We start from the raw sequence: 20,962 nt of genomic DNA on the forward strand, positions 1-20,962 counted from the left end.
CGCGTGACGGCCGCGACGACCGCGGCGGGGATGACGAGGACGGCCGCGGCAGGCGTGGCCGTCGCTTCCGTGAGCGTCGTCGTGGTGGACGCGACCGTCAGGGCGATAGTGTCGCCGAGCCCGAGATTCGCGAGGACGATGTCCTGCAGCCGGTGGCCGGCATCCTCGACGTGCTCGACAACTACGCGTTCGTGCGGACGTCCGGTTATCTCGCGGGCTCGAACGACGTGTACGTGTCGATGAATCTCGTCCGCAAGAACGGCCTGCGCCGCGGTGATGCAATCACCGGTGCGGTTCGCGCGCCTCGCGAGGGTGAGCAGAGCAATCAGCGGCAGAAGTTCGATCCGCTGGTTCGCCTGGACACCGTCAACGGTGGCGAGGTCGACGCCGTCAAACGGCGCCCCGAGTTCAACAAGCTGACCCCGCTGTACCCGAACCAGCGACTGCGGCTCGAAACTCAGCAGAACAAGCTGACCACGCGCGTGATCGATCTGATCATGCCGATCGGCAAGGGCCAGCGCGCCCTTATCGTCTCCCCGCCGAAGGCCGGTAAGACGACGATCCTCCAGGACATCGCCAACGCGATCTCCATCAACAATCCCGAGTGCCACCTGATGGTCGTTCTGGTGGACGAGCGGCCCGAAGAAGTCACCGACATGCAGCGCTCGGTGCGGGGCGAGGTCATCGCCTCGACCTTCGACCGGCCGCCGGCGGACCACACGTCGGTCGCCGAGCTCGCCATCGAGCGGGCGAAGCGACTGGTGGAGTCCGGCAAGGACGTTGTCGTGCTTCTCGATTCGATCACCCGACTCGGCCGCGCGTACAACAACTCGTCGCCGGCATCGGGCCGCATCCTCTCCGGTGGTGTCGACTCGACCGCGCTCTACCCGCCGAAGCGTTTCCTCGGTGCCGCGCGCAACATCGAGAACGGTGGATCGCTCACCATCATCGCGACCGCGATGGTGGAGACCGGTTCCACCGGTGACACCGTGATCTTCGAGGAGTTCAAGGGCACCGGTAACGCCGAGCTCAAGCTGGACCGAAAGATCGCCGAGCGTCGCGTGTTCCCGGCGGTCGACGTCAACCCGTCCGGCACGCGCAAGGACGAGCTGCTGATGAGCCCGGACGAATTCGCGGTCGTGCACAAGCTGCGCCGCGTGCTCTCCGGACTGGACTCCCATCAGGCGATCGATCTGCTGATCGACCGGCTGAAGAAGAGCCAGAACAACGTCGAGTTCCTGATGCAGGTCACGAAGACCGCGCCGGGCGCTGTCGACGAGTGATTTGACGCAAAAGGTGGCCCCGGGCTGGTGGGTCGCTCCGCGGGCTCCGCTCCCGGGAAGCAACCCGGGGCACCTTTTGTTGCAGTAGGCGAGCCGAAGGGTGCGAAGCCCGGGACCTGCCGCGATTCGCGGCGGAACTCCCTGGTCTGGCATACTGATCGGTCGAAGTCCGGTTCCGGTTCACGTCTCCGAAAGGCGGAGGCGACCCGGCGACCATTGTGAGAGGACACCATGAAGGCAGGAATTCACCCGAACTACGTCGCGACCACGGTCGTGTGTGGTTGCGGGAACACGTTCGAGACCCGGAGCACCGCCGAGTCCGGCCGCATCACGGTCGAGGTTTGCTCGCAGTGCCATCCGTTCTACACCGGCAAGCAGAAGATTCTGGACACCGGTGGCCGCGTGGCCCGGTTCGAGGCTCGCTACGGCAAGCGCGCCGGCAAGAAGGCCGAAGGCTCCTAGCTTCCTCGCCGACGCCCGTCCTGCTCTGCAGGCCGGGCGTCGGCTTTTTTGTGCGATAACACCGGTGCTGACTCCACAAGGCACGGAAAGCGGAGCGTAAGAAGATGGCAACCACGCGACCATCGGCGATCGACGACATTCTCGCCGAGCACGCCGGCCTCGAACAGCAGATGTCCGACCCGGCCTTGCACAACGACCCGGCCACTGCGCGCCGGGTGGGCAAGCGATTCGCTGAGCTTGCGCCCATCATGGCGACGCACACCAAGCTGCAGGCCGCGCGCGACGACCTGGCCGCGGCCCGTGAACTCGCCGCCGACGATTCGAGCTTTGCCGCCGAGATTCCGGAGCTCGAGGCGCAGGTCGAAGAGCTCGATGCGACGCTCACCGATCTTCTCGCGCCGCGCGACCCGCATGATGGTGATGACGTTGTGCTCGAGGTCAAATCCGGTGAGGGCGGCGAGGAGTCGGCGCTGTTCGCCTCCGACCTGGCCCGGATGTACGTCCGGTACGCCGAGCGCCGCGGCTGGAAGGTGGAGATCCTCGACGCGACGATCTCCGATCTCGGTGGCTACAAAGAAGCCACCATTTCGATCAAGAGCCGCGATGCGGTCCGCGACGGGGTGTGGTCCCGGCTGAAGTTCGAGGGCGGGGTGCACCGCGTGCAGCGCGTGCCGGTCACCGAATCACAGGGCCGGGTCCATACGTCAGCCGCGGGCGTCCTCATCTACCCCGAGCCCGAGGAAGTGGCCCAGGTAAAGATCGACGAGACCGACCTGCGCATCGACGTCTACCGGTCTTCAGGCAAGGGCGGTCAGGGCGTCAACACCACCGACTCCGCGGTGCGAATCACCCACCTGCCCACCAATATCGTCGTGACCTGCCAGAACGAGCGCTCGCAGCTGCAGAACAAGGCCCGCGCCATGCAGGTGCTCGCGGCCCGGCTGCAGGCCCTCGCGGAGGATCAGGCCGATGCCGAGGCGGCGGCCGGGCGGGCGAGCCAGATTCGGACCGTCGACCGGTCCGAGCGCATCCGCACGTACAACTTTCCGGAGAACCGGATCGCCGATCACCGCATCGGTTTCAAGGCGCACAACCTCGACGCGGTCCTCGACGGCGAGATGGATGCGCTGCTCGACGCGCTCGGCACCGCCGACCGCGAGGCCCGGCTCGCCGCCGAGTAATCGCAGGCAGCGGCCCGGAGGAGAGGCCCGGAGCGTGCGGATGGGCCGCACGACATGGCGTCGGTATTACCCGGGGGCGCCGGACGGTATGACACGCTGATACCCGTGAGCCGACAACCGCTGCGGGACGCCATGGCCGCTGCAGCCGAAAAGCTGCGCGCCGCCGGCGTTGCGAGTCCGCGTGCGGATGCCGAGCAGTTGGCCGCGCACCTACTCGGCGTGCCGCGCACCCGGCTCGCGCTGATACCGCTCGTCGAGCCGGCGATGCTGGACGCCTATCATGCGATGGTCGATCAGCGCGCCAAACGTATTCCGCTGCAATACATTACGGGGATCGCGTCGATGGGCAACATCGATATCGAGGTCGGCCCGGGGGTTTTCGTGCCACGACCGGAGACCGAACTCTTGCTCGCATGGGCGCTCGGCTTCCTCGAGGCGCACGGCCCGCACAACCCGACCGTGCTCGACCTCTGCACCGGAACCGGCGCGCTGGCGCTCGCGATCGCGCATGCGCGTCCGGACGCGGTGGTGCACGCGGTGGAACTGGATCCGCGCGCACTCGAGTGGGCGCGCCGCAACGCCGGGCACCGCGCGGAGTCCGGCGACACCCCGATCGTGCTGACCGCGGGTGACGCCGGCGACCCGGCGCTGCTGCCCGATCTGGACGGCAAGGTCGACGTCATCGTGTCCAACCCTCCCTATATCCCGGCAGGCGCGGAACTGGAACCCGAAGTCGCCGAACATGATCCGCCGCAGGCGCTGTTCTCCGGAGCGGACGGGCTCGACTTGATCCGTGCGATGGTGCCGAACCTGCGCCGGTGGTTGCGCCCCGGCGGCGGGCTGGCGATCGAGCACGACGACACCAACGGGGCCGGCGTCGCGGACCTACTTAATGCGGGCGGCGCGTTCATCGACGTTGCCGAACACCCCGATCTCGCCGGTAAGCCGCGCTACATCGTCGCCGGTCGCGCGAGCTGACCTGGACCGATCCGCACGGATCGGTCTGGCTCGATTCTGGTAGCCGCGCAGCGCTGCGGTGTGCCGCCCGGAGCGTCGATACCGAAATGCAAAGATGGGGGAGTGAGCACCGTTTACGACTGCGGGGATTCGGCTTCCCGCTCGGCAGGCCTGAGCGCCGCCAAGAGCAGCTTGAAATCCGGTCGCCTCGTCGTGCTCCCCACTGACACGCTCTACGGCATCGGCGCCGACGCGTTCGATAGCACGGCGGTGTCGTCGCTGCTGGGCGCGAAGCGCCGCGGCCGCGATATGCCTGTGCCGGTCCTGGTCGGGTCCTGGCACACCATCGACGGCCTCGTTTACTCCGTGCGCCCCGAGGCTCGCGAACTGATCCGCGCGTTCTGGCCGGGTGGGCTGAGCCTGGTGGTGCAGCAGGCGCCGTCTTTGTCCTGGGATCTCGGTGACACCCGCGGCACCGTGATGGTGCGTATGCCTTTGCATCCGGTCGCGCTCGAACTGCTGCGTGAGGTCGGGCCGCTCGCTGTGTCGAGCGCCAACGTTTCCGGTTCGGCCCCGGCCACGACCGTCGAGGAAGCCCGCGCCCAGCTGGGCGAGACCGTTTCCGTTTATCTGGACGGCGGCATTGCTCAGCACGCCGTGGCGTCAACGATCGTCGACCTCACCGGCGATAGTCCGCGCGTGCTGCGCGCGGGTGCTGTGCCGGTCGGCGCGGTCGCGGAAGTGCTCGGCGTTGACGCCGACAGTCTGACGAGCGGAGCCGCGTAGGTGCGGGCCCGGCGGCCCGAGCCGCGGCCGGTCTCGTGAGCGCCACCGATTCGATCCTGCACGTCGCGCAGGAAAGCCGCGGCGCGGGTGTTCCGATTCGAGAGCTGCTGCTGGTGTTGTTCACCGCCAGCGTCGTGACGTTCCTGGCAACCGGCGGCGTGCGGGTAGCAGCGATCGCGTTCGGCGCAGTGGCGATTCCACGTGACCGTGACGTGCACACCAAGCCGATTCCCCGCATGGGCGGCGTCGGAATCTATGCCGGCATCCTCGTTTCGCTGCTTTTCGCCGCGCAACTCCCAGCGCTGCAACGTGGATTCGAGTTCACCAGCGACGTGCCCGCCGCATTGGTCGCGGGCGGCGTCATCATGCTCGTCGGCATCGTGGACGACCGCTGGGGACTTGACGCGCTGACGAAGTTCGTTGGCCAGGTCACCGCAGCGGGCCTTTTGGTGATCATGGGTGTCAGCTGGTTCGTCGTGTATTCACCTATCGGCAGCGGCAGCACAATCGTGCTCGACCAGTTGCAGGCCGGCCTGGTGACGGTCGGCGTGACGGTCGTGATGATCAACGCGATGAACTTCGTCGATGGACTGGACGGACTCGCGGCCGGGCTCGGCCTGATCTCCGCACTCGCGATCTGCGCGTTCTCGATGGGACTGTTGCACGAGCAGGGCGGCGACGTCAGTGTCTATCCGCCCGCGATGATGGCCGCGGCGCTGGCCGGTGCGTGCCTTGGCTTCCTGCCACACAACTTCCAGCCCGCCCGGATCTTCATGGGCGACTCGGGCTCAATGCTGATCGGCCTGATGCTGGCGACGATCTCGACGAGTGCGTCGGGGCGAATCCCGCTCAATGCCTACGGCAGCCGCGACATCCTCGGTCTGCTCTCGCCACTGCTGCTCGTCGGTGCGGTGATGTTCATTCCCGTGCTCGACCTGTTGCTCGCGATCGTGCGGCGAACCCGTGCCGGTGTCAGCCCGTTCAGCCCGGACAAGATGCACCTGCATCACCGGCTGTTGGAGATCGGCCATTCGCACCGGCGAGTCGTGCTGCTCATCTATTTGTGGGTCGGCGTCCTGGCCTTCGGCGCGGTCGGCAGTGCGCTGTTCGACCGTCGGATCGTCGTGCTTCTGCTTGCCGGCGGACTCGTCTTCGCGCTCATCGTGACGGCCGTTCCGTCGCTGCGTGGAGACGCCGACAGATCGGCCTGAGGCGGCGTCCGGTTCGCCCGGCCTGCCCGGTCTCGACCGCAACGGAAGTGTCTACTACACTGTGTCGTGGGCACGGGAAACCGCAGCTCCGAACGTGGTGGTAAGTTTTCCCTGCCCCGCTGATCAGCGCCGGTCATTTAGGCCGCTGACCTGCGGTTGGGGCCCATACCGACCGCTAAGGAGTCAGCCGGTGAACGTGTCCAGCACGAACGCCATCGACGAGATCTAAGGACTCGCCATGTCGAACGTGCCGCCGAGTCCGAGGCAGCTGATAGGCGTCGGAGCCAACATAGTAGGCTTCGTGGTGCTTGGCCTGGTGTTGGGCTGGTTTCTTGATGACCGCCTGGATACCACGCCGCTCTGCATCCTCATCGGGCTCGCGGTCGGTGTACTTGGTGCAGTCGTGTCGGCGGTCATGCATATCCGCTCGTTCTTGAAGGATTGAGGTAGAGGCAGATGGCTACGCCAGCGCCGTCACCGCTCATGCCACGGGTTCCGTTGAGCCTGAAGCGGCCGACGATCATGGTCGTCGTCATCGGCATTCTCGCCCTTGTTGTCTCCGGCCTCGTCGGCCACATCTTGTTCGGTGCACTGTTCATTCTCGGCATGGCGATGGGCCTGCTCAACATCAAGTTGGTGCAGCGCGCGGTCGCCAAAGTCACCGCCGAGGACCACCCGAGCAAGAGTCAAATGGCGGTCTCCTCTGCCTCCCGATTGCTCGTCATTACCGCCGTTGCCTTCGTGATAGGTTTCCTGCTGCGGCCCGACGGGATCGGGATCATCTTCGGATTGGCCGTCTTCCAAGTCATTTTGGTGCTCAACACCACTTTGCCCGTAGTGAAAGGACTTCGTCAGCAGTCATGACTGGCAGCCTCCTTGCATCGACGACGACCGTTCTCGCCGAAACCGAGATCGAAGTCGGCCACCACACACAGGTCGAATTCGCCGGCATGACGTTCAACGTCGACACGATCTACGCCACGGTGGTTGCCGCGGTAATCGTGATTGGCCTGGCGTTCTACCTTCGCTCGAAGATCACCTCCGGTGTCCCGAACGGCGTGCAGCTGTTCTGGGAAGCGATCACCGTTCAGATGCGCGGCCAGGTCGAGAGCGCCATGGGCCTCAAGATCGCGCCGTTCGTGCTGCCGCTCTCGGTGACGTTGTTCGTCTTCATTCTGGTCGCGAACTGGCTCTCGGTCTTCGAAATCGCCATTGGTGACGCGCATTTGATCGCGCCGCCCGCGTCTGACGTCAACTTCGTTTACGCCATAGCGCTTTTCGTCTTCGCTTGCTACCACTACGCCGGCGCTCGTCGCCGCGGCACGTTCAAGCACCTGAAGCAGCTCGCCAAGGGCCACGTCGCATTCCTGGCCCCGGTCAACATCATTGAGGAGATCGCCAAGCCGATCTCGTTGTCGCTCCGACTGTTCGGCAACATGTTCGCCGGCGGCATCATGCTGACCCTGATCGCGCTCTTCCCGCCCTACATCCTCTGGGCGCCGAACGCGGTGTGGAAACTGTTCGACCTCTTCGTCGGTCTGATTCAGGCGTTCATTTTCGCCCTGCTGACGATCCTTTACTTCAGCCAGTCCACTGAGCTGGAGGAAGCCCACTAATCCCACTGGGGTTTCCCCAGTTCGCGGCTCGACCCCTCGAGCAACGTTTCGTCACAACACAGAAGGAAGTGAAAGACATGGCAGCTGATCCGGAACTCGTCAACGGAATCATTACGGCCGGCGCGCTCGTCGGTGGTGGCCTCATCATGGCCGGCGGTGCCGTTGGTGCCGGTATCGGTGACGGTCTGGCCGGTAGCCAGCTGATCGCGGGCGTCGCTCGCCAGCCGGAGGCCCAGGGTCGCCTGTTCACGCCGTTCTTCATCACCGTTGGTCTGGTCGAGGCGGCGTACTTCATCAACCTGGCGTTCATGGCGCTCTTCGTGTTCGCGACGCCGGGCAAGATCTAAGTAGCCCTTTGATGGACAGCGCATTGTTGCTGGCTGCCGAAGAAGGCGAGACCACCAACTTCCTCATCCCCAACGGGACCTTCTTTGTCGAGCTGATCATCTTCTTGATCGTGCTCGGGGTCATCGTGAAGTTCGTTGTGCCTCCGATTTCGAAGGTGCTCAGCGAGCGCGAGGAGTTGCTGGCCAAGACGGCCGAGGATAACCACCAGGCCGCTCGTGAACTCGCCGACGCGGACGCCGCTTATAAGGAAGAGCTCGGCGGCGCTCGCGCCGAGGCGTCTCGCATTCGCGAGGAGGGCCGGGCCGAGGGCCAGGCCGTTCTCGACGAGATGCGGGATCAGGCCAAGCAGGAATCCGATGCGATCGCGCAGCGGGCGTCCGCGGAACTGCAGGAGCAGGGCCGTCAGATTGCCCAGGAGCTGCAGGGTCGGGTCGGACCGCTGTCCGAGACGCTGGCGAACCGGGTGCTCGGCGTCGAGGGAGCCTCGGCGTCGACGAACCTGGCCGATCATTCGGGACGGGGGTAGTCGGTATGGCCACCTTTATTGCTGAGCTGTTTGCCTTCGCCGTCGTCATTTTCGTGCTGTGGCGCTACGTCGCTCCTCCGGTCAAGCGGATGATGGCGACGCAGCAGGAGACCGTCCAGCGCAATCTCGACGAAAGCGAAACGGCGCGAACGGCTCTCGCCGACGCGGAGCGCAAGCACCGTGACGCAGTGGAGCAGGCGCGGCTCGAGGCCGCAAAGATTCGCGACGATGCCCGGGCGGATGCGCAGCGCATCTCCGAGCAGCTTCGCGAGCAGGCGGACGCCGAGGTCGAGCGGGTCAAGCAGCAGGGCACGGAGCAGATCACGCTCCAGCGCCAGGCGCTTATCCGCGAGCTGAAGGCGGACCTGGGTATCGCGGCGGTGGCGCAGGCCGGTGAGCGCGTGCGCTCCGAGCTTGCCGCTCCGGACGCCCGCTCCGGCAGCGTGGACCGTTTCCTCGACGAACTCGAGTCGATGGCCGGCTCGGACTCTGCGTCCGGCGCGGCCGTGTCGAAGAACAGTGGGGTTTCCTGATGCATGCGGCTAGCCGCGAATCGATGCAGGCAGTTCAGCGTCGCTTCGACGATGTCGTCGGCGGCGTGGACACTGCCGTGCTCGGCGACTTCGCCGACGAGTTGGCTTCGCTCGCTGGGCTGCTGCTCGAGCACTCCGTGCTGCGCAAGTACCTCGCGGCGCGGTCCGACGATTCGGCGCCCAAGGTCGCGATGGTTGAGCGGCTGTTGACCGGCAAGGTCGGCGAGCAGACGTTCGATATCGCCAAGACCGCAGTGCAGCAGCGCTGGTCGGTCTCTCGCGACCTGCCCGAGGCGTTCGAGCGGCTCGCCCGGCTCGCCGTCCTGGTCTCCGCCGAGCGCGAGAACAAGATCGAGGACGTCGAGGACGAGCTGTTCCGGTTCGGTCGGACGCTTGACGCGAACCCGCGTCTTGCTTCGCTGCTGAGCCAGCTCGAGCAGCCCGCCGACAAGCGAATCAGCCTGTTGGACAGCGTGGTTGTCGACAAGGCGACCACGTGGACCGCGTCGCTGCTTCGCCAGAGCGTCCGCCTGCTGCACGGCCGGAACCTCGTCGATGTCGTGCCGGAGCTCGCAGAGCTCGCCGCGGCGCGCCGGGGCGAGTCGGTCGCACACGTTGTCGCGGCCTCGCCGCTCAGCGAGCAGCAGTACGACCGGCTGTCGAGCGTGCTGTCGCGAATCTACGGCCGTACCATCTCGGTACAGCTCGACGTCGACCCCGAGGTGCTCGGCGGTCTGCAGATCCGGATCGGCGACGAGGTCGTCGATGGAACCATCGCGGCAAAGCTTGAAAAGGCTGCAAGCCAACTGCCCGAGTAGCCCGAGTCGGCCGCCGGCCGAACGGACACCCAAACACACAGAGCCGAAACCAATTTCGAAAGCAGGAAATCGAGAGCCATGGCGGAGTTGACGATCTCATCCGAAGAGATTCAAGGCGCGATCGAATCGTATGTCGCGTCGTTCTCGTCCGAGACGTCGCGCGAGGAGATCGGCATCGTGTCCGATACCGGTGACGGTATTGCGCACGTCGAAGGTCTGCCATCGGCGATGACCCAGGAACTGCTCGAGTTCTCCGGGGGGGTCCTCGGTGTCGCGCTCAACCTGGACGAGGGCAGCATCGGCGCCGTCATCCTCGGTGATTACGAGAAGCTCGAAGAGGGCCAGCAGGTCAAGCGCACCGGCGAGGTCCTTTCCGTGCCGGTCGGCGACGACTTCCTCGGCCGTGTGGTTGACCCGCTGGGTGCTCCGCTCGACGGCCTCGGCGAGATCAAGGCGGAAGCCCGCCGCGCGCTCGAGGTTCAGGCCCCGACCGTGGTTCAGCGCCAGGGTGTCGGTGAGCCGCTGCAGACCGGCATCAAGGCGATCGACTCGCAGACCCCGATCGGCCGCGGCCAGCGCCAGCTGATCATTGGTGACCGCAAGACCGGCAAGACCGCGGTGTGCGTCGACACCATCCTGAACCAGAAGCAGGCTTGGGAGACCGGCGACCCGAACCAGCAGGTTCGCTGCATCTATGTCGCCATCGGCCAGAAGGGCTCCACCATCGCCGGTGTGCGCCAGGCGCTCGAGGATGCTGGTGCGCTTGCGTACACCACCATCGTCGCCGCCCCGGCCTCGGATTCGGCCGGCTTCAAGTGGCTCGCCCCCTACACCGGCTCGGCCATCGGCCAGCATTGGATGTACCAGGGCAAGCACGTCCTGATCGTGTTCGACGACCTGACCAAGCAGGCCGAGGCCTACCGCGCCATCTCGCTGCTGCTGCGTCGCCCGCCGGGCCGCGAGGCGTACCCGGGTGACGTCTTCTACCTGCACTCGCGTCTGCTGGAGCGTTGCGCGAAGCTGTCGGACGAGCTCGGCGCCGGCTCGATGACCGGACTGCCGATCATCGAGACCAAGGCCAACGACATCTCGGCCTACATCCCGACCAACGTCATCTCCATCACCGACGGCCAGTGCTTCCTCGAGACGGACCTGTTCAACCAGGGTGTGCGTCCGGCCATCAACGTCGGTGTCTCGGTCTCCCGCGTCGGTGGCGCTGCGCAGATCAAGGCCATGAAGGAGGTCGCCGGCTCGCTGCGTCTGGAGCTCTCGCAGTACCGCGAGCTCGAGGCCTTCGCCGCTTTCGCCTCCGACCTCGACGCCGCTTCGAAGGCTCAGCTGGACCGCGGTGCGCGTCTGGTCGAGCTGCTCAAGCAGCCGCAGTACACGCCGTACCCGGTCGAGGAGCAGGTCGTCGCGATCTTCCTCGGCACCAAGGGCCACCTCGACGATGTTCCGGTCAACGACGTCATCCGCTTCGAGCGTGACTTCCTCGACTTCGTCAAGGCCCGTCACGAGAACATCCTGACCTCGATCCGCGAGAGCAAGGTGCTCGGCGACGACAACACGGAGGCGCTCAACGCCGCGGTCGCCGACTTCAAGCGCGGCTTCGAGACCTCCGATGGTTCGGCAGTCAACGAGCCGGCCGTTGCGCCGCTCGATGAGGCGCCGGAGCAGGAGACGGTCAAGGTTCACCGGCCGCAGCCGGACGAGAGCTGAGGGTAAGGCCTTAGATGCCCGCACAACTACGAGTCCTCAGACGGCGAATCCGGTCTGCCGGGGCGATCAAGAAGATCACCAAAGCCCAGGAGATGATCGCGACTTCGCGTATCTCGAAGGCACAGTCTCGCGTCGCAGCTGCACGTCCGTACGCGGACGAGATGACCAAGGTCCTCTCGGCACTGGCTGACGAAACCGATCTCGACCATCCGCTGTTGGTCGAGAAGGAGGGCGCGCACACCGCTGGCGTTCTCGTGGTCACTTCCGACCGCGGGCTCTGCGGCGGCTACAACGCGAACGCCCTGCGCGTCGGCGAGCAGCTGTTCGGCCACCTGCGTGAGCAGGGCAAGTCGCCGGTGATCTACACGGTCGGCCGCAAGGCGCAGAGCTTCTACAACTTCCGTGGCCGCGACATCGCCCGTTCGTGGACCGGCTTCTCCGAGCAGCCGACATACGAGAACGCGGTGGAGATCGCTTCCGCCCTGGTGGACGACTTCATGGTTGGTTCCGCCGACGAGGATGCCGATTACCCCGGTAAGCGGCACGGCGTGGACGAATTGCACATCGTGTACACCGAGTTCGCGTCGATGCTGACCCAGACGGCGACCGCGCACCGGATTGCCCCGCTGGCGATCGAAGAAGCCGAGTCGACCGAGTCGAAGGTCGAGTACGAGTTCGAGCCCGAGGCGGAGGAGCTGTTCAACTCGCTGCTGCCGCGTTATCTCGCGACCCGGATCTACGCCGCACTGCTCGACTCCGCTGCGTCGGAGTCGGCCGCTCGCCGCCGAGCGATGAAGGCCGCCACGGATAACGCTGACGAGCTGATTCGCGGCCTCACGCTGGAAGCCAACCGTGCTCGCCAGGCACAGATCACCCAGGAAATCAGTGAAATCGTCGGTGGCGTTGACGCGCTCGCCGCAACAGGAAGTGACGACTAGATGACTGCCCCCGCTACTACTCCTCGGGCCGGCTCTACCGAGCGCGCCGGCCGCGTGGTCCGGGTGACCGGGCCGGTCGTTGACGTTGAGTTTCCGCGTGATTCGCTCCCGGAGCTGTTCAACGCCCTGCACGCCGAGATCACCTACTCCGAGATGGCGAAGACCCTGACGCTCGAGGTTGCACAGCACCTCGGTGACAACCTGGTCCGCACCGTTTCGATGCAGCCCACCGACGGCCTGGTCCGCGGCGTTCCGGTCACCGACACCGGCGCCTCGATCTCCGTGCCGGTCGGCGACGGCGTCAAGGGCCACGTGTTCAACGCCCTCGGACATTGCCTGGATGAGCCGGGCTACGGCGAGGACTTCGACAAGTGGTCGATCCATCGCAAACCGCCGGCCTTCGATCAGCTCGAGGGTCGTACCGAGGTGTTGGAGACCGGCCTCAAGGTCGTTGACCTGCTGACTCCGTACGTGCGCGGCGGCAAGATCGGCCTGTTCGGTGGTGCCGGTGTCGGCAAGACGGTGCTCATCCAGGAGATGATCAACCGTATCGCCAAGAACTTCAGCGGTACGTCGGTGTTCGCCGGCGTTGGTGAGCGCACCCGTGAGGGCAACGACCTGTGGGTCGAGCTCGCCGAGGCGAACGTGCTCAAGGACACCGCGCTTGTGTTCGGTCAGATGGACGAGCCGCCGGGCACGCGTATGCGCGTTGCCCTCTCGGCCCTGACCATGGCCGAGTACTTCCGCGACGAGCAGAACCAGGACGTGCTGCTCTTCATCGACAACATCTTCCGGTTCACCCAGGCCGGTTCCGAGGTTTCGACCCTGCTCGGTCGTATGCCTTCGGCCGTGGGTTACCAGCCGACGCTGGCCGACGAGATGGGTGAGCTCCAGGAGCGCATCACGTCGACCAAGGGCAAGTCGATCACCTCGATGCAGGCCGTTTACGTGCCCGCCGACGACTACACCGACCCCGCGCCTGCCGCCACGTTCGCCCACCTCGACGCCACCACCGAGCTTTCCCGCACGGTGTTCGCGAAGGGCATCTTCCCGGCCGTCGACCCGCTGGCATCGTCCTCGACGATCCTCGAGCCCAGCATTGTCGGCGAGGAGCACTACCGGGTCGCGCAGGAAGTTATCCGTATCCTGCAGCGCTACCAGGACCTCCAGGACATCATCGCCATCCTCGGTATCGACGAGCTGTCCGAAGAGGACAAGCAGCTGGTCAACCGTGCTCGCCGTATCGAGCGCTTCCTGTCGCAGAACATGTTCGCTGCCGAGCAGTTCACCGGCCAGGCAGGTTCGAACGTGCCGGTCAAGGAGACCGTCGAGGCGTTCGACAAGCTCACCAAGGGCGAGTTCGATCACCTGCCCGAGCAGGCGTTCTTCATGATCGGTGGCCTGGAAGACCTCGCGCAGAAGGCCGAGAGCCTCGGTGCGAAGCTCTAGCCGACGCTCGATCCTCGCTCGAAAGGACGTGTGACATGGCTGAGATGAAGGTCGACCTGGTCGCGGTCGAGCGCAAGGTGTGGTCGGGCGATGCGACATTCGTATTCGCCCGCACGGTCGAGGGTGAGATCGGCATCCTGCCGAACCACATTCCGCTGATGGCGGAGTTGGTTCCGGACGCGTCGGTCCGCATCGACACCACCGATGGCGAGCAGCTCATCTACGCAGTGGATGGCGGCTTCCTGTCGGTCAGCAAGGACGGCGTGACCATCCTTGCCGAGGACGCGCAGGCCGCAGACGACATCGACGTGGACAAGGCTGCTCGTGACGCCGACTCGAGCGATGAAACGGTCAGCGCCCGTGGGCGTGCGCGTTTGCGCGCCGTGGGTCGCTCGGTCTAACGCCGGTACAGCACGCAGGAAATAGGCGAGCAGTGCAGATCGGAATGGTGGCTCTCATCATTCTGGTCGTGCTGCTCGCCTATTTTGCTGGTGCGTCCCTCTACCGGCTGGTGATGTTGCGCCGGGGCGGTACCGCCGCACTCGTGCGAACCCTGCCCAACGAGGCCGGACACGGGTGGCGGCACGGTTTGATTCGCTACGGCGAGGATGCCGTTGTCTTCTTCAAGCTCTCCAGCCTGAAGCTTGGGCCGGACAGCCGGTTGCACCGATCCAGCATCGCCGTCGTGAACCGGCGATCGGCCGCGGGTACCGAGTTCGACATCATGACCGACGACATCGCGGTCATCGAGGTCAAGGACGCCTCCGGCGCCCACGAGATCGCGCTGGATCGCGGCGCGCTCACCGCATTTCTCTCCTGGGTGGAATCCCGACCCTCCGGCCGTTCCGTTCGCGGCCCCCGCCGCTAGGCAGGATTCGCGCCTTACTGCTTGCCCTCGTCGCCGGCGCCGCCCGCGCCCGGCTGCCACTTCACGTCGCCGTCCGGGTTCGCGTAGCGGCTGAGAATGAACAACAGGTCCGACAGCCGGTTCAGGTACTTCGCCGGCAGCACATTGGTGGTCTCCGGGCTTGCGTCGATCGCGGCCCACGCGGCCCGTTCGGCCCGTCGTGCGATGGTGCGCGCAGTGTGCAGCAGTGCGGCCAGGGGAGTGCCGCCGGGCAAGATGAACGAATCCAGCGCCGGCAGGTCCGCATTGAACTCATCGCACCATTGCTCGAGCCGGTCCACGTAGTCCTGCGTGACCCGTAGCGGCGGGTATTTGGGGTTCTCGACAACCGGGGTGGACAGGTCCGCTCCGGCGTCGAAAAGGTCGTTCTGGACCTGCCGCAGGACGTCGTGCACCCGCGCGTTGGGGTTGCCCAGCGCGAGCGCCGTACCGATCGCAGCGTTGGTCTCGTCACAATCGGCATAGGCGACGAGGCGGGCGTCGTTCTTGGAAACCCGGCTGAAATCGCTCAAACCGGTCGTACCGTCGTCGCCGGTGCGGGTGTAGATGCGGGTCAGGTGCACGGCCATGGGGCAACCGTACCGTTCTGACCCACAGGCACTCGGGCGGCGCGACCCGGCGGCCATTTCGCCCAGCGCAACCCGGCTGACTACGCTGTCCCATTGTGAGTGAACGGTTCTTGGTGACCGGCGGCGTGCCGCTGTCCGGTGAGGTGCACGTTGGCGGCGCCAAGAACAGCGTGCTCAAGTTGATGGCAGCCGCACTCCTCGCAGAGGGCACGAGCACCATCACCAACTGCCCGGACATCCTCGATGTGCCGCTAATGGCCGAAGTGCTGCGGGGACTCGGGTGCGAGGTGGCGCTCGAAGGCGACACGGTTGCCATCACAACCCCAGCCGAGCCCAAGTACCACGCAGATTTCGCGGCGGTCCGTCAGTTCCGCGCTTCGGTGTGTGTGCTCGGTCCGCTGGTCGCCCGCTGCAAGCGCGCGGTTGTCGCGCTGCCCGGCGGCGACGCGATCGGCTCCCGGCCGCTCGATATGCATCAGTCCGGGTTGCGGCTGTTGGGCGCACACAGCGAAATCGAGCACGGTTGCGTCGTCGCCCGTGCGGAGGAGCTGCAGGGAGCGGCCATCCGGCTCGACTTCCCGTCCGTCGGTGCGACCGAGAACATCCTGATGGCAGCCGTCCTCGCCGAGGGCGAGACGGTGATCGACAACGCAGCGCGCGAGCCGGAGATCGTCGACCTTTGCCACATGCTCAACCAGATGGGCGCCCGGGTCAGTGGCGCGGGCACGTCGACGTTGACCATCCTCGGGGTCGAAAAGCTCGAACCGACCGAGCACCGGGTGATCGGTGACCGAATTGTCGCCGCGACCTGGGCAATTGCCGGGGCGATGACGATTGGCGATGTGCGAGTCACCGGCGTCAATCCGAAGCACCTCGGGTTGGTGCTGGACAAACTGGCCGCGGCCGGCGCCGAGATCGAGCGTGAGCCCGACGGCTTCCGCGTGAATCAGACACGCCGTCCGACCGCCGTGAACTTCTCCACGCTGCCGTATCCGGGCTTCCCGACCGACCTACAGCCGATGGCGATCGGTCTCGCGGCGATCGCCGACGGCACGTCGATGATCACCGAGAACGTTTTCGAGGCACGGTTCCGGTTCGTCGAAGAGATGATCCGGCTCGGCGCGGACGCCAGAACGGATGGTCACCACGCCGTTGTCCGCGGCGTGCCGCGGCTGTCGAGTGCGCCGGTCTGGTCGTCCGATATCCGGGCCGGCGCCGGCCTTGTGCTGGCCGCGCTCGTCGCCGATGGCGTGACCGAGGTCTACGACGTCTACCACATCGACCGCGGCTACCCGCATTTCATCGAGGACCTGCAGCGGCTCGGCGCCGACATTCGACGGGTGGCCTGAGTCCGCGCTGCGGAGTTTCGGCTGCGCGATCGCCCATCTCGGGGCAAGATCGTCGGTGACGGCGCAGCGCGCCCGCTGCCCGGTCGCCGGCGGCATTTCCGCCCGAGAGTAAGGGACGGCTGAGATGGTATTCGGACCCCGACGTGTTGGACGCCCAGGACTGCTCGGCACTGCCGCGCGCACGGCTGCGGTGGTCGGCACGGCCACCGCGACGCGCAATGCGGTGAACCGGCGCGCCCAGCGCAAGTATTCGCAGCAGGACGAGCAGGAGTACTACGACCAGCAGCAGGCCTACGCCCAGCCGCAGCAGCAGTACGCGCCCCCGCCTCCCGCGCCGGCGCCACCGGCCGAGGACGAGATGATCACCAAGCTCAAGCAGCTCGGTGAATTGCACAACCAGGGTGTCCTTTCGGACGAGGAATTCGCGTCCGCAAAGGCCAAATTACTGGGCTGACGTGGGGTTACGGGGTCGCACGAAGTTCATCCGCAAAGGATGAGGACGTGCGGCCCTTTCTCTCGCACTATGAGGCTGTCGAAGTTTCTTAAGCAGCACACGGTGCAGGAGGACTCATGACAACCCCACAGCCGGAAACCAGCCCCACCAAGCAGGCTTGGGCTGGCGGTACATCGATCGTCGCCGCCATCTTGCTCCTAGTGGTGGGCTTGGTGTCGCTGCTGCAGGGCATCTCTGCGGTCGCGGAGGACGAAGTATTCGTCGTCGGCATCGAATACGTCTACAAGTTCGACCTGACCACGTGGGGCTGGATCCACATCGTGGTCGGAGTTCTCGTGATCATCGCGGGCCTCGGATTGTTCACCGGTGCGGCGTGGGCGCGGATTGCGGCAGTGGTGTTCGCCTCGCTGTCGATCGTGGCCAACTTCCTCTGGATCCCGTACTACCCGCTCTGGGCGATCCTCATCATCGCCCTGGACATCGTGGTGATCTGGGCAGTCACTACCTGGAAGCCCGACTTCTGATCCCGAAAGGGTAAGTACCGGAGCAACTCCATACTGCGAAGACTGCCCGGCAGGCCAAGGCCAGCCGGGCAGTCTTCGCGTTCTGTTCTGCGGGCGGGAGTGGGGGAGCCGGCCGGCTCGATTCGGCTCTGGCCGATGACAATTTCGCGAACGCGAGTGCCGGATTCGCGAATCAGCCAGGAATTCTGCGCATTTCGATGACTGTGAGGCCGAGGGTGTCGAAGCGGGCGAGTAGCCCGCGCAGCTCGGTAGGACCGGCGACCGGGCCGGTCAAGGTGGTTCGTTCCCCGGACGGCCCGGATGCCTGGAACTCCGCGGCGTCGAACTCGGGAAAGGCGGCAAGAAGTCGATCGGAGAGGGTTTCGGCGAGTACGAATTCGTAGCGAACTCCGGGGGGCCAGGCGGACGCGGAATCGGGCACGGGGGACCTCCTCGGTTTCTCCGCTGTCGGCCGTCTCCCACGGTGTCATCCCAGGGACATGTCCACATCACCCGAAGTTGGTGAATCGGGCGAGGATTCGCCGCGATGGGCTAGTCAGAGCAAACCGAGGGTCTGCGCCCGGACAATCGCTTCGCGCCGCGATGCGACGCCGAGCTTGCGGTAAATACCGCGCAGGTGCGTTTTCACGGTGTTGACCGACACCGACAGGTCTGCTGCGATCTGTTCGGCGGTGCGCCAGGACGGCAGTTCGCGGAGCAGGTCGAGTTCTCGCGCGGTCAGTGTGGCGGTGTCGGGGGTCGCATCGTCGGCGGGAAGCGTCGAACGGACCTGCACCGCAAAACCTTCCATTCGGCCGAAGCGTCCGAGCCCGTCGAAGAGCAGTGTGCGCACCGGGCCCTCTGCATCGAGGAATGGCTGAACCAGCCCTTCGGGCTCAGCACTGCGCAGCGCTTCGCTCAGGGCGGAATGCGCGCGGGCACCGTGTCCCCGGCGCTGCGCGATCGCGGACTCGGCCAACCTGGCCGTCACCATGGTCGTGCTGGAAGCGCATGCCGCAGTGCCGGTGAGGACGCTGTCGATCGCTTCGATGGCGCGTGTGTGGCGGTTCGAGTGAGATTCGACAGCAGCGCGAATCATCGCGGCCTCGCCGCTACCGGGTGCCTGTTCGTTCACCCAGGCCTGCAACTCGGCAACCCACGCCGGTTCGCCGGCGCGTAGCAGCGCGTGCGCAACGGGCACCGCGACAAGCGCGAGGAATCCTGCTGCGGGGCCGACTTCGATTGTCGTGCCGAATGCCTCGCGAATCTCCGACACCCCCGCTCGTTCGTGCGTTGCGGTGTCGAGGCGGCATAAGTGGGCCAACAGCGTCGCCTCGTGGGCGAGGCCGGGGTGATGTGCCTCGAGCCGGTCCGCGGCGGTCGTCGCATGGGCTGCCGCGGAATCGGTATCCGCAGCCCGCAGGAAATCGCACCACGCGAGGGTGAGCCACGCGCTGTGCGTGCCGTCGCAGTCCGGATCGACCCCGTCGCGCGCGATCTCGAGAACCTCGTTCGCCGTGGTTTCGGCGGATGTCAGTTGACCTGTCGCGAGATACAGCCGGGCCAGCGCGGAAAGTGCGGCCTGCAGTACTCGGTTCCCGATACCGGCCCGAGCGTGTTCGACCGCCTGCCGAAGCAATTCGTCGGCAGCTTCGATCTGCTCGCTCGCGTGCGCGGTCAGTCCAGCCTGCAACAGGGCGAAGGCGTCGAGTTCGGCGTCACCGGAATGTGGCGCGATCGTTGATGATTCCGGCAGATCCGGGTCGGTGTCCCGCTCGCTCAATGCGCACTGCAGCAGGAGGGCCGACCGCAGCGTCGAGAGCCGGCGCGCACGATCGGGCGACGCTGCCGTGAGGCCGAGTTCGTCGGTGTCCTGGTCGAGTTCGTCGAGAATCGACCGCGCGAGCTTGGGCGATCCATCCGAGAGTGCGGCGGCAGCGCAGATGAGCCGGGTGATCGGTCGTTGCCGAACGTCCCGGTCGGCGCGCGCGATCAAGCGGACGACCGCCGCGCCGTGCCCGTCGAGGACCAGTGATAGTCCCGAATGTTCGAGCACGTCGAGCACGTCTTCGGAGGTATCGGCCTTCAGCGCGTGTTCGAGTGCGAGCAATGCATCACCGAACTGGCTGTACCAGGCCGCGGCAACGTGTTCGAGTCGAGCAACGGCCGCACGGCCGATGCGGCTGACCTCGGCGCGCAGGTAATCGCGCAGCAATGGGTGGTAGCGATAGGCAGGGGGTGCCTCCGCGGTCCTCGTGATCAGGCAGTTGCGCCGCTCGAGTTCGCCGAGGATGCGGCGCGCGCCGGGGTCTCCGGTGAGCTGTTCGGCCAGGTCGGCCGTGAATGCCTCGGCAATCGAGGTGCGCAGCAGGAACTCTCGGGTTGGCTCGGGCTGACCCGCGAGCACCTCGTCGATGAGATAGTCGGCGACCGCGCGGTGATCACCGGAGAAGTCGGCGAGAAAACGCGTCGGATCGGGATGCCCGGCCAGAGACATGCCAGCAAGCCGTACACCGGCCGCCCATCCCTCGGTGCGATTCATCAGGGTGTCCAGATCATGCTCGGACAGCTCCACCTCGTGCTCGGCCAAGAGCGCGGCGGTCTCTCCGGCGGTGAAAGCGAGTTCGCGATAACCGATTTCGAGGATGCGCTGCTCGATACGCATGCGTTGCAGCGCGAGCGGAGGTTCGAATCGCCCGGCGATCACGATGCGCAACTGGGAATCGGCCCAACCAAGATATTCGGCGAGGACGGCGAGCGCGGCGGGCTCGTGCAGGACATGACTGTCGTCCAGGACCAGCCACACGTTGGTGCCGAGTGCGTCGAGGTAGGGGGCGAGATCCAGCGGGGCATCCGATATTTCGCCCGGCGCCGGCGCGGGCAGCGCGGCGGCGGTAGCGAGGCCACCCGCGTCTGCGAGCGCCGCGCGAATCTCGGCACCGATGGCCGCTGCGCTGTTGTGCCGTTCGGTCAGGGTGGCCCAGGCGATGACCGGGCTCTCGGGCCCGGCACGCGTAATGCGTTCCGCCCAGTCCACCAGCAGGGTGGTCTTACCGGATCCAGCCGGTGCGCAGATCGTTACGACCGGGATCGGCCCCGTCAACGCTGCGATCATCGCGCGGTGCAGACGAGCGCGATGAACGACGGAATCGGGATTGCGGATGGGGCGACGTGCACGTGATTTAGACCGGTCAGTTCCACTGGACAGCACGCGGATGGTCCCTTCGCCAGGGGCGCCAGACGACCCGCACGTGCGCCACGCTGTGGGCGGGCCGACCGTGTTACGGCTGGCAGTCTATCCAAATCTCGCCCATCCGCAGGGTATTCACATCGCTGTGCGCGTAAGCGCCCCC

22 protein-coding genes and 1 pseudogene are annotated in these 20,962 nt (G+C 65.9%); 20 read left to right on the forward strand and 3 right to left on the reverse strand.

The window, feature by feature from the left end; translation table 11 throughout:
* The 17 genes and pseudogenes from rho to A8G08_RS22265 form a co-directional block, all read left to right on the forward strand.
* A partial coding sequence (gene rho / locus A8G08_RS22185; protein WP_068278921.1) for a transcription termination factor Rho occupies nt 1–1,283 on the forward strand: 1,283 nt, incomplete at its 5' end.
* Between the two features lie 231 nt (nt 1,284–1,514).
* Complete coding sequence (gene rpmE, locus A8G08_RS22190; protein WP_068278923.1) at nt 1,515–1,745, forward strand: 50S ribosomal protein L31; 231 nt, start codon at nt 1,515–1,517, stop codon at nt 1,743–1,745.
* Nucleotides 1,746–1,849: 104 nt separating this feature from the next.
* Entirely contained in the window at nt 1,850–2,926 is a 1,077-nt protein-coding gene (gene prfA, locus A8G08_RS22195; protein WP_068278930.1) for a peptide chain release factor 1, read from the forward strand.
* Nucleotides 2,927–3,031: 105 nt separating this feature from the next.
* Nucleotides 3,032–3,904 (forward strand): peptide chain release factor N(5)-glutamine methyltransferase, encoded by an 873-nt coding sequence (gene prmC, locus A8G08_RS22200; RefSeq protein ID WP_068278931.1) that lies wholly within the window; start codon nt 3,032–3,034, stop codon nt 3,902–3,904.
* 102 nt (nt 3,905–4,006) lie between these two features.
* Nucleotides 4,007–4,669 carry an L-threonylcarbamoyladenylate synthase gene (locus A8G08_RS22205; RefSeq protein WP_068278932.1) on the forward strand — a complete coding sequence of 221 codons (663 nt, stop codon included), beginning with the start codon at nt 4,007–4,009 and terminating at the stop codon, nt 4,667–4,669.
* Between the two features lie 35 nt (nt 4,670–4,704).
* Nucleotides 4,705–5,880, forward strand: a complete 1,176-nt coding sequence (locus A8G08_RS22210; protein ID WP_068278933.1) for a glycosyltransferase family 4 protein — start codon at nt 4,705–4,707, stop codon at nt 5,878–5,880.
* Between the two features lie 238 nt (nt 5,881–6,118).
* Nucleotides 6,119–6,325: an AtpZ/AtpI family protein gene (locus A8G08_RS22215; protein ID WP_068278936.1), complete on the forward strand. Its 207-nt coding sequence runs from the start codon at nt 6,119–6,121 to the stop codon at nt 6,323–6,325.
* A gap of 11 nt (nt 6,326–6,336) precedes the next feature.
* On the forward strand, nt 6,337–6,744 hold the full coding sequence (locus tag A8G08_RS22220) for an ATP synthase subunit I (RefSeq protein WP_068278938.1): 408 nt from the start codon (nt 6,337–6,339) through the stop codon (nt 6,742–6,744).
* Nucleotides 6,741–7,496 carry a F0F1 ATP synthase subunit A gene (atpB, locus tag A8G08_RS22225; protein ID WP_068278945.1) on the forward strand — a complete coding sequence of 252 codons (756 nt, stop codon included), beginning with the start codon at nt 6,741–6,743 and terminating at the stop codon, nt 7,494–7,496. Before A8G08_RS22220 ends, atpB begins: the two co-directional genes overlap by 4 nt.
* Before the next feature lie 77 nt (nt 7,497–7,573).
* Nucleotides 7,574–7,843: a F0F1 ATP synthase subunit C gene (locus tag A8G08_RS22230; protein WP_068278946.1), complete on the forward strand. Its 270-nt coding sequence runs from the start codon at nt 7,574–7,576 to the stop codon at nt 7,841–7,843.
* A gap of 11 nt (nt 7,844–7,854) precedes the next feature.
* Nucleotides 7,855–8,370, forward strand: a complete 516-nt coding sequence (locus tag A8G08_RS22235) for a F0F1 ATP synthase subunit B (protein WP_068278947.1) — start codon at nt 7,855–7,857, stop codon at nt 8,368–8,370.
* A 5-nt stretch (nt 8,371–8,375) separates the two neighbouring features.
* A pseudogene (locus A8G08_RS28530) lies at nt 8,376–9,721 on the forward strand (F0F1 ATP synthase subunit B/delta).
* Between the two features lie 78 nt (nt 9,722–9,799).
* Entirely contained in the window at nt 9,800–11,440 is a 1,641-nt protein-coding gene (atpA, locus tag A8G08_RS22245; protein ID WP_068278950.1) for a F0F1 ATP synthase subunit alpha, read from the forward strand.
* A 14-nt stretch (nt 11,441–11,454) separates the two neighbouring features.
* Complete coding sequence (locus A8G08_RS22250) at nt 11,455–12,378, forward strand: F0F1 ATP synthase subunit gamma (protein WP_068278951.1); 924 nt, start codon at nt 11,455–11,457, stop codon at nt 12,376–12,378.
* Complete coding sequence (gene atpD, locus A8G08_RS22255; RefSeq protein WP_068278954.1) at nt 12,379–13,827, forward strand: F0F1 ATP synthase subunit beta; 1,449 nt, start codon at nt 12,379–12,381, stop codon at nt 13,825–13,827.
* A 35-nt stretch (nt 13,828–13,862) separates the two neighbouring features.
* Nucleotides 13,863–14,228, forward strand: coding sequence for a F0F1 ATP synthase subunit epsilon (locus A8G08_RS22260; protein ID WP_068278957.1), 366 nt, complete (start codon nt 13,863–13,865; stop codon nt 14,226–14,228).
* 44 nt (nt 14,229–14,272) lie between these two features.
* Nucleotides 14,273–14,695: a DUF2550 domain-containing protein gene (locus A8G08_RS22265; RefSeq protein WP_068278962.1), complete on the forward strand. Its 423-nt coding sequence runs from the start codon at nt 14,273–14,275 to the stop codon at nt 14,693–14,695.
* 14 nt (nt 14,696–14,709) lie between these two features.
* Here the strand turns inward: A8G08_RS22265 and A8G08_RS22270 are convergent, their stop codons facing one another.
* On the reverse strand, nt 14,710–15,303 hold the full coding sequence (locus A8G08_RS22270) for a cob(I)yrinic acid a,c-diamide adenosyltransferase (RefSeq protein ID WP_068278964.1): 594 nt from the start codon (nt 15,301–15,303) through the stop codon (nt 14,710–14,712).
* A gap of 95 nt (nt 15,304–15,398) precedes the next feature.
* Between A8G08_RS22270 and murA the strand changes: the two genes are divergently transcribed.
* From murA to A8G08_RS22285, 3 genes are all read left to right on the forward strand, one after another.
* Nucleotides 15,399–16,652: a UDP-N-acetylglucosamine 1-carboxyvinyltransferase gene (gene murA / locus A8G08_RS22275; protein WP_068278967.1), complete on the forward strand. Its 1,254-nt coding sequence runs from the start codon at nt 15,399–15,401 to the stop codon at nt 16,650–16,652.
* 124 nt (nt 16,653–16,776) lie between these two features.
* The gene (locus A8G08_RS22280; RefSeq protein ID WP_068278968.1) at nt 16,777–17,106 is read left to right on the forward strand and encodes an SHOCT domain-containing protein; all 330 of its coding nucleotides are present in this window, start codon (nt 16,777–16,779) and stop codon (nt 17,104–17,106) included.
* A 116-nt stretch (nt 17,107–17,222) separates the two neighbouring features.
* The gene (locus A8G08_RS22285) at nt 17,223–17,630 is read left to right on the forward strand and encodes a DUF7144 family membrane protein (RefSeq protein ID WP_068278969.1); all 408 of its coding nucleotides are present in this window, start codon (nt 17,223–17,225) and stop codon (nt 17,628–17,630) included.
* A 172-nt stretch (nt 17,631–17,802) separates the two neighbouring features.
* On the opposite strand, the gene A8G08_RS22290 is transcribed toward A8G08_RS22285, so the two are convergent.
* A complete protein-coding gene (locus A8G08_RS22290) occupies nt 17,803–18,051 on the reverse strand; it encodes a hypothetical protein (RefSeq protein WP_068278970.1) in 249 nt (82 codons plus the stop codon).
* 114 nt (nt 18,052–18,165) lie between these two features.
* Nucleotides 18,166–20,712, reverse strand: a complete 2,547-nt coding sequence (locus A8G08_RS22295) for a winged helix-turn-helix domain-containing protein (protein ID WP_169823358.1) — start codon at nt 20,710–20,712, stop codon at nt 18,166–18,168.
* Between the last annotated feature and the right edge of the window lie 250 nt (nt 20,713–20,962).

Origin of the sequence: Aldersonia kunmingensis, from assembly GCF_001646865.1 — a bacterium.
Taxonomy (GTDB): Bacteria; Actinomycetota; Actinomycetes; order Mycobacteriales; family Mycobacteriaceae; genus Aldersonia; species Aldersonia kunmingensis.

What these genes read in the sequence shown, in the direction of transcription:
- A8G08_RS22215 (WP_068278936.1), top strand. Translation starts at nt 6,119, where the DNA reads ATGTCGAACGTGCCGCCGAGTCCGAGGCAGCTGATAGGCGTCGGAGCC.
- atpA (WP_068278950.1), top strand. Translation starts at nt 9,800, where the DNA reads ATGGCGGAGTTGACGATCTCATCCGAAGAGATTCAAGGCGCGATCGAA.
- A8G08_RS22235 (WP_068278947.1), top strand. Translation starts at nt 7,855, where the DNA reads ATGGACAGCGCATTGTTGCTGGCTGCCGAAGAAGGCGAGACCACCAAC.
- A8G08_RS22265 (WP_068278962.1), top strand. Translation starts at nt 14,273, where the DNA reads ATGGTGGCTCTCATCATTCTGGTCGTGCTGCTCGCCTATTTTGCTGGT.
- A8G08_RS22260 (WP_068278957.1), top strand. Translation starts at nt 13,863, where the DNA reads ATGGCTGAGATGAAGGTCGACCTGGTCGCGGTCGAGCGCAAGGTGTGG.
- A8G08_RS22230 (WP_068278946.1), top strand. Translation starts at nt 7,574, where the DNA reads ATGGCAGCTGATCCGGAACTCGTCAACGGAATCATTACGGCCGGCGCG.
- rpmE (WP_068278923.1), top strand. Translation starts at nt 1,515, where the DNA reads ATGAAGGCAGGAATTCACCCGAACTACGTCGCGACCACGGTCGTGTGT.
- A8G08_RS22270 (WP_068278964.1), bottom strand. Translation starts at nt 15,303, where the DNA reads ATGGCCGTGCACCTGACCCGCATCTACACCCGCACCGGCGACGACGGT.
- prfA (WP_068278930.1), top strand. Translation starts at nt 1,850, where the DNA reads ATGGCAACCACGCGACCATCGGCGATCGACGACATTCTCGCCGAGCAC.
- A8G08_RS22220 (WP_068278938.1), top strand. Translation starts at nt 6,337, where the DNA reads ATGGCTACGCCAGCGCCGTCACCGCTCATGCCACGGGTTCCGTTGAGC.
- atpB (WP_068278945.1), top strand. Translation starts at nt 6,741, where the DNA reads ATGACTGGCAGCCTCCTTGCATCGACGACGACCGTTCTCGCCGAAACC.
- A8G08_RS22280 (WP_068278968.1), top strand. Translation starts at nt 16,777, where the DNA reads ATGGTATTCGGACCCCGACGTGTTGGACGCCCAGGACTGCTCGGCACT.
- atpD (WP_068278954.1), top strand. Translation starts at nt 12,379, where the DNA reads ATGACTGCCCCCGCTACTACTCCTCGGGCCGGCTCTACCGAGCGCGCC.
- A8G08_RS22285 (WP_068278969.1), top strand. Translation starts at nt 17,223, where the DNA reads ATGACAACCCCACAGCCGGAAACCAGCCCCACCAAGCAGGCTTGGGCT.
- A8G08_RS22250 (WP_068278951.1), top strand. Translation starts at nt 11,455, where the DNA reads ATGCCCGCACAACTACGAGTCCTCAGACGGCGAATCCGGTCTGCCGGG.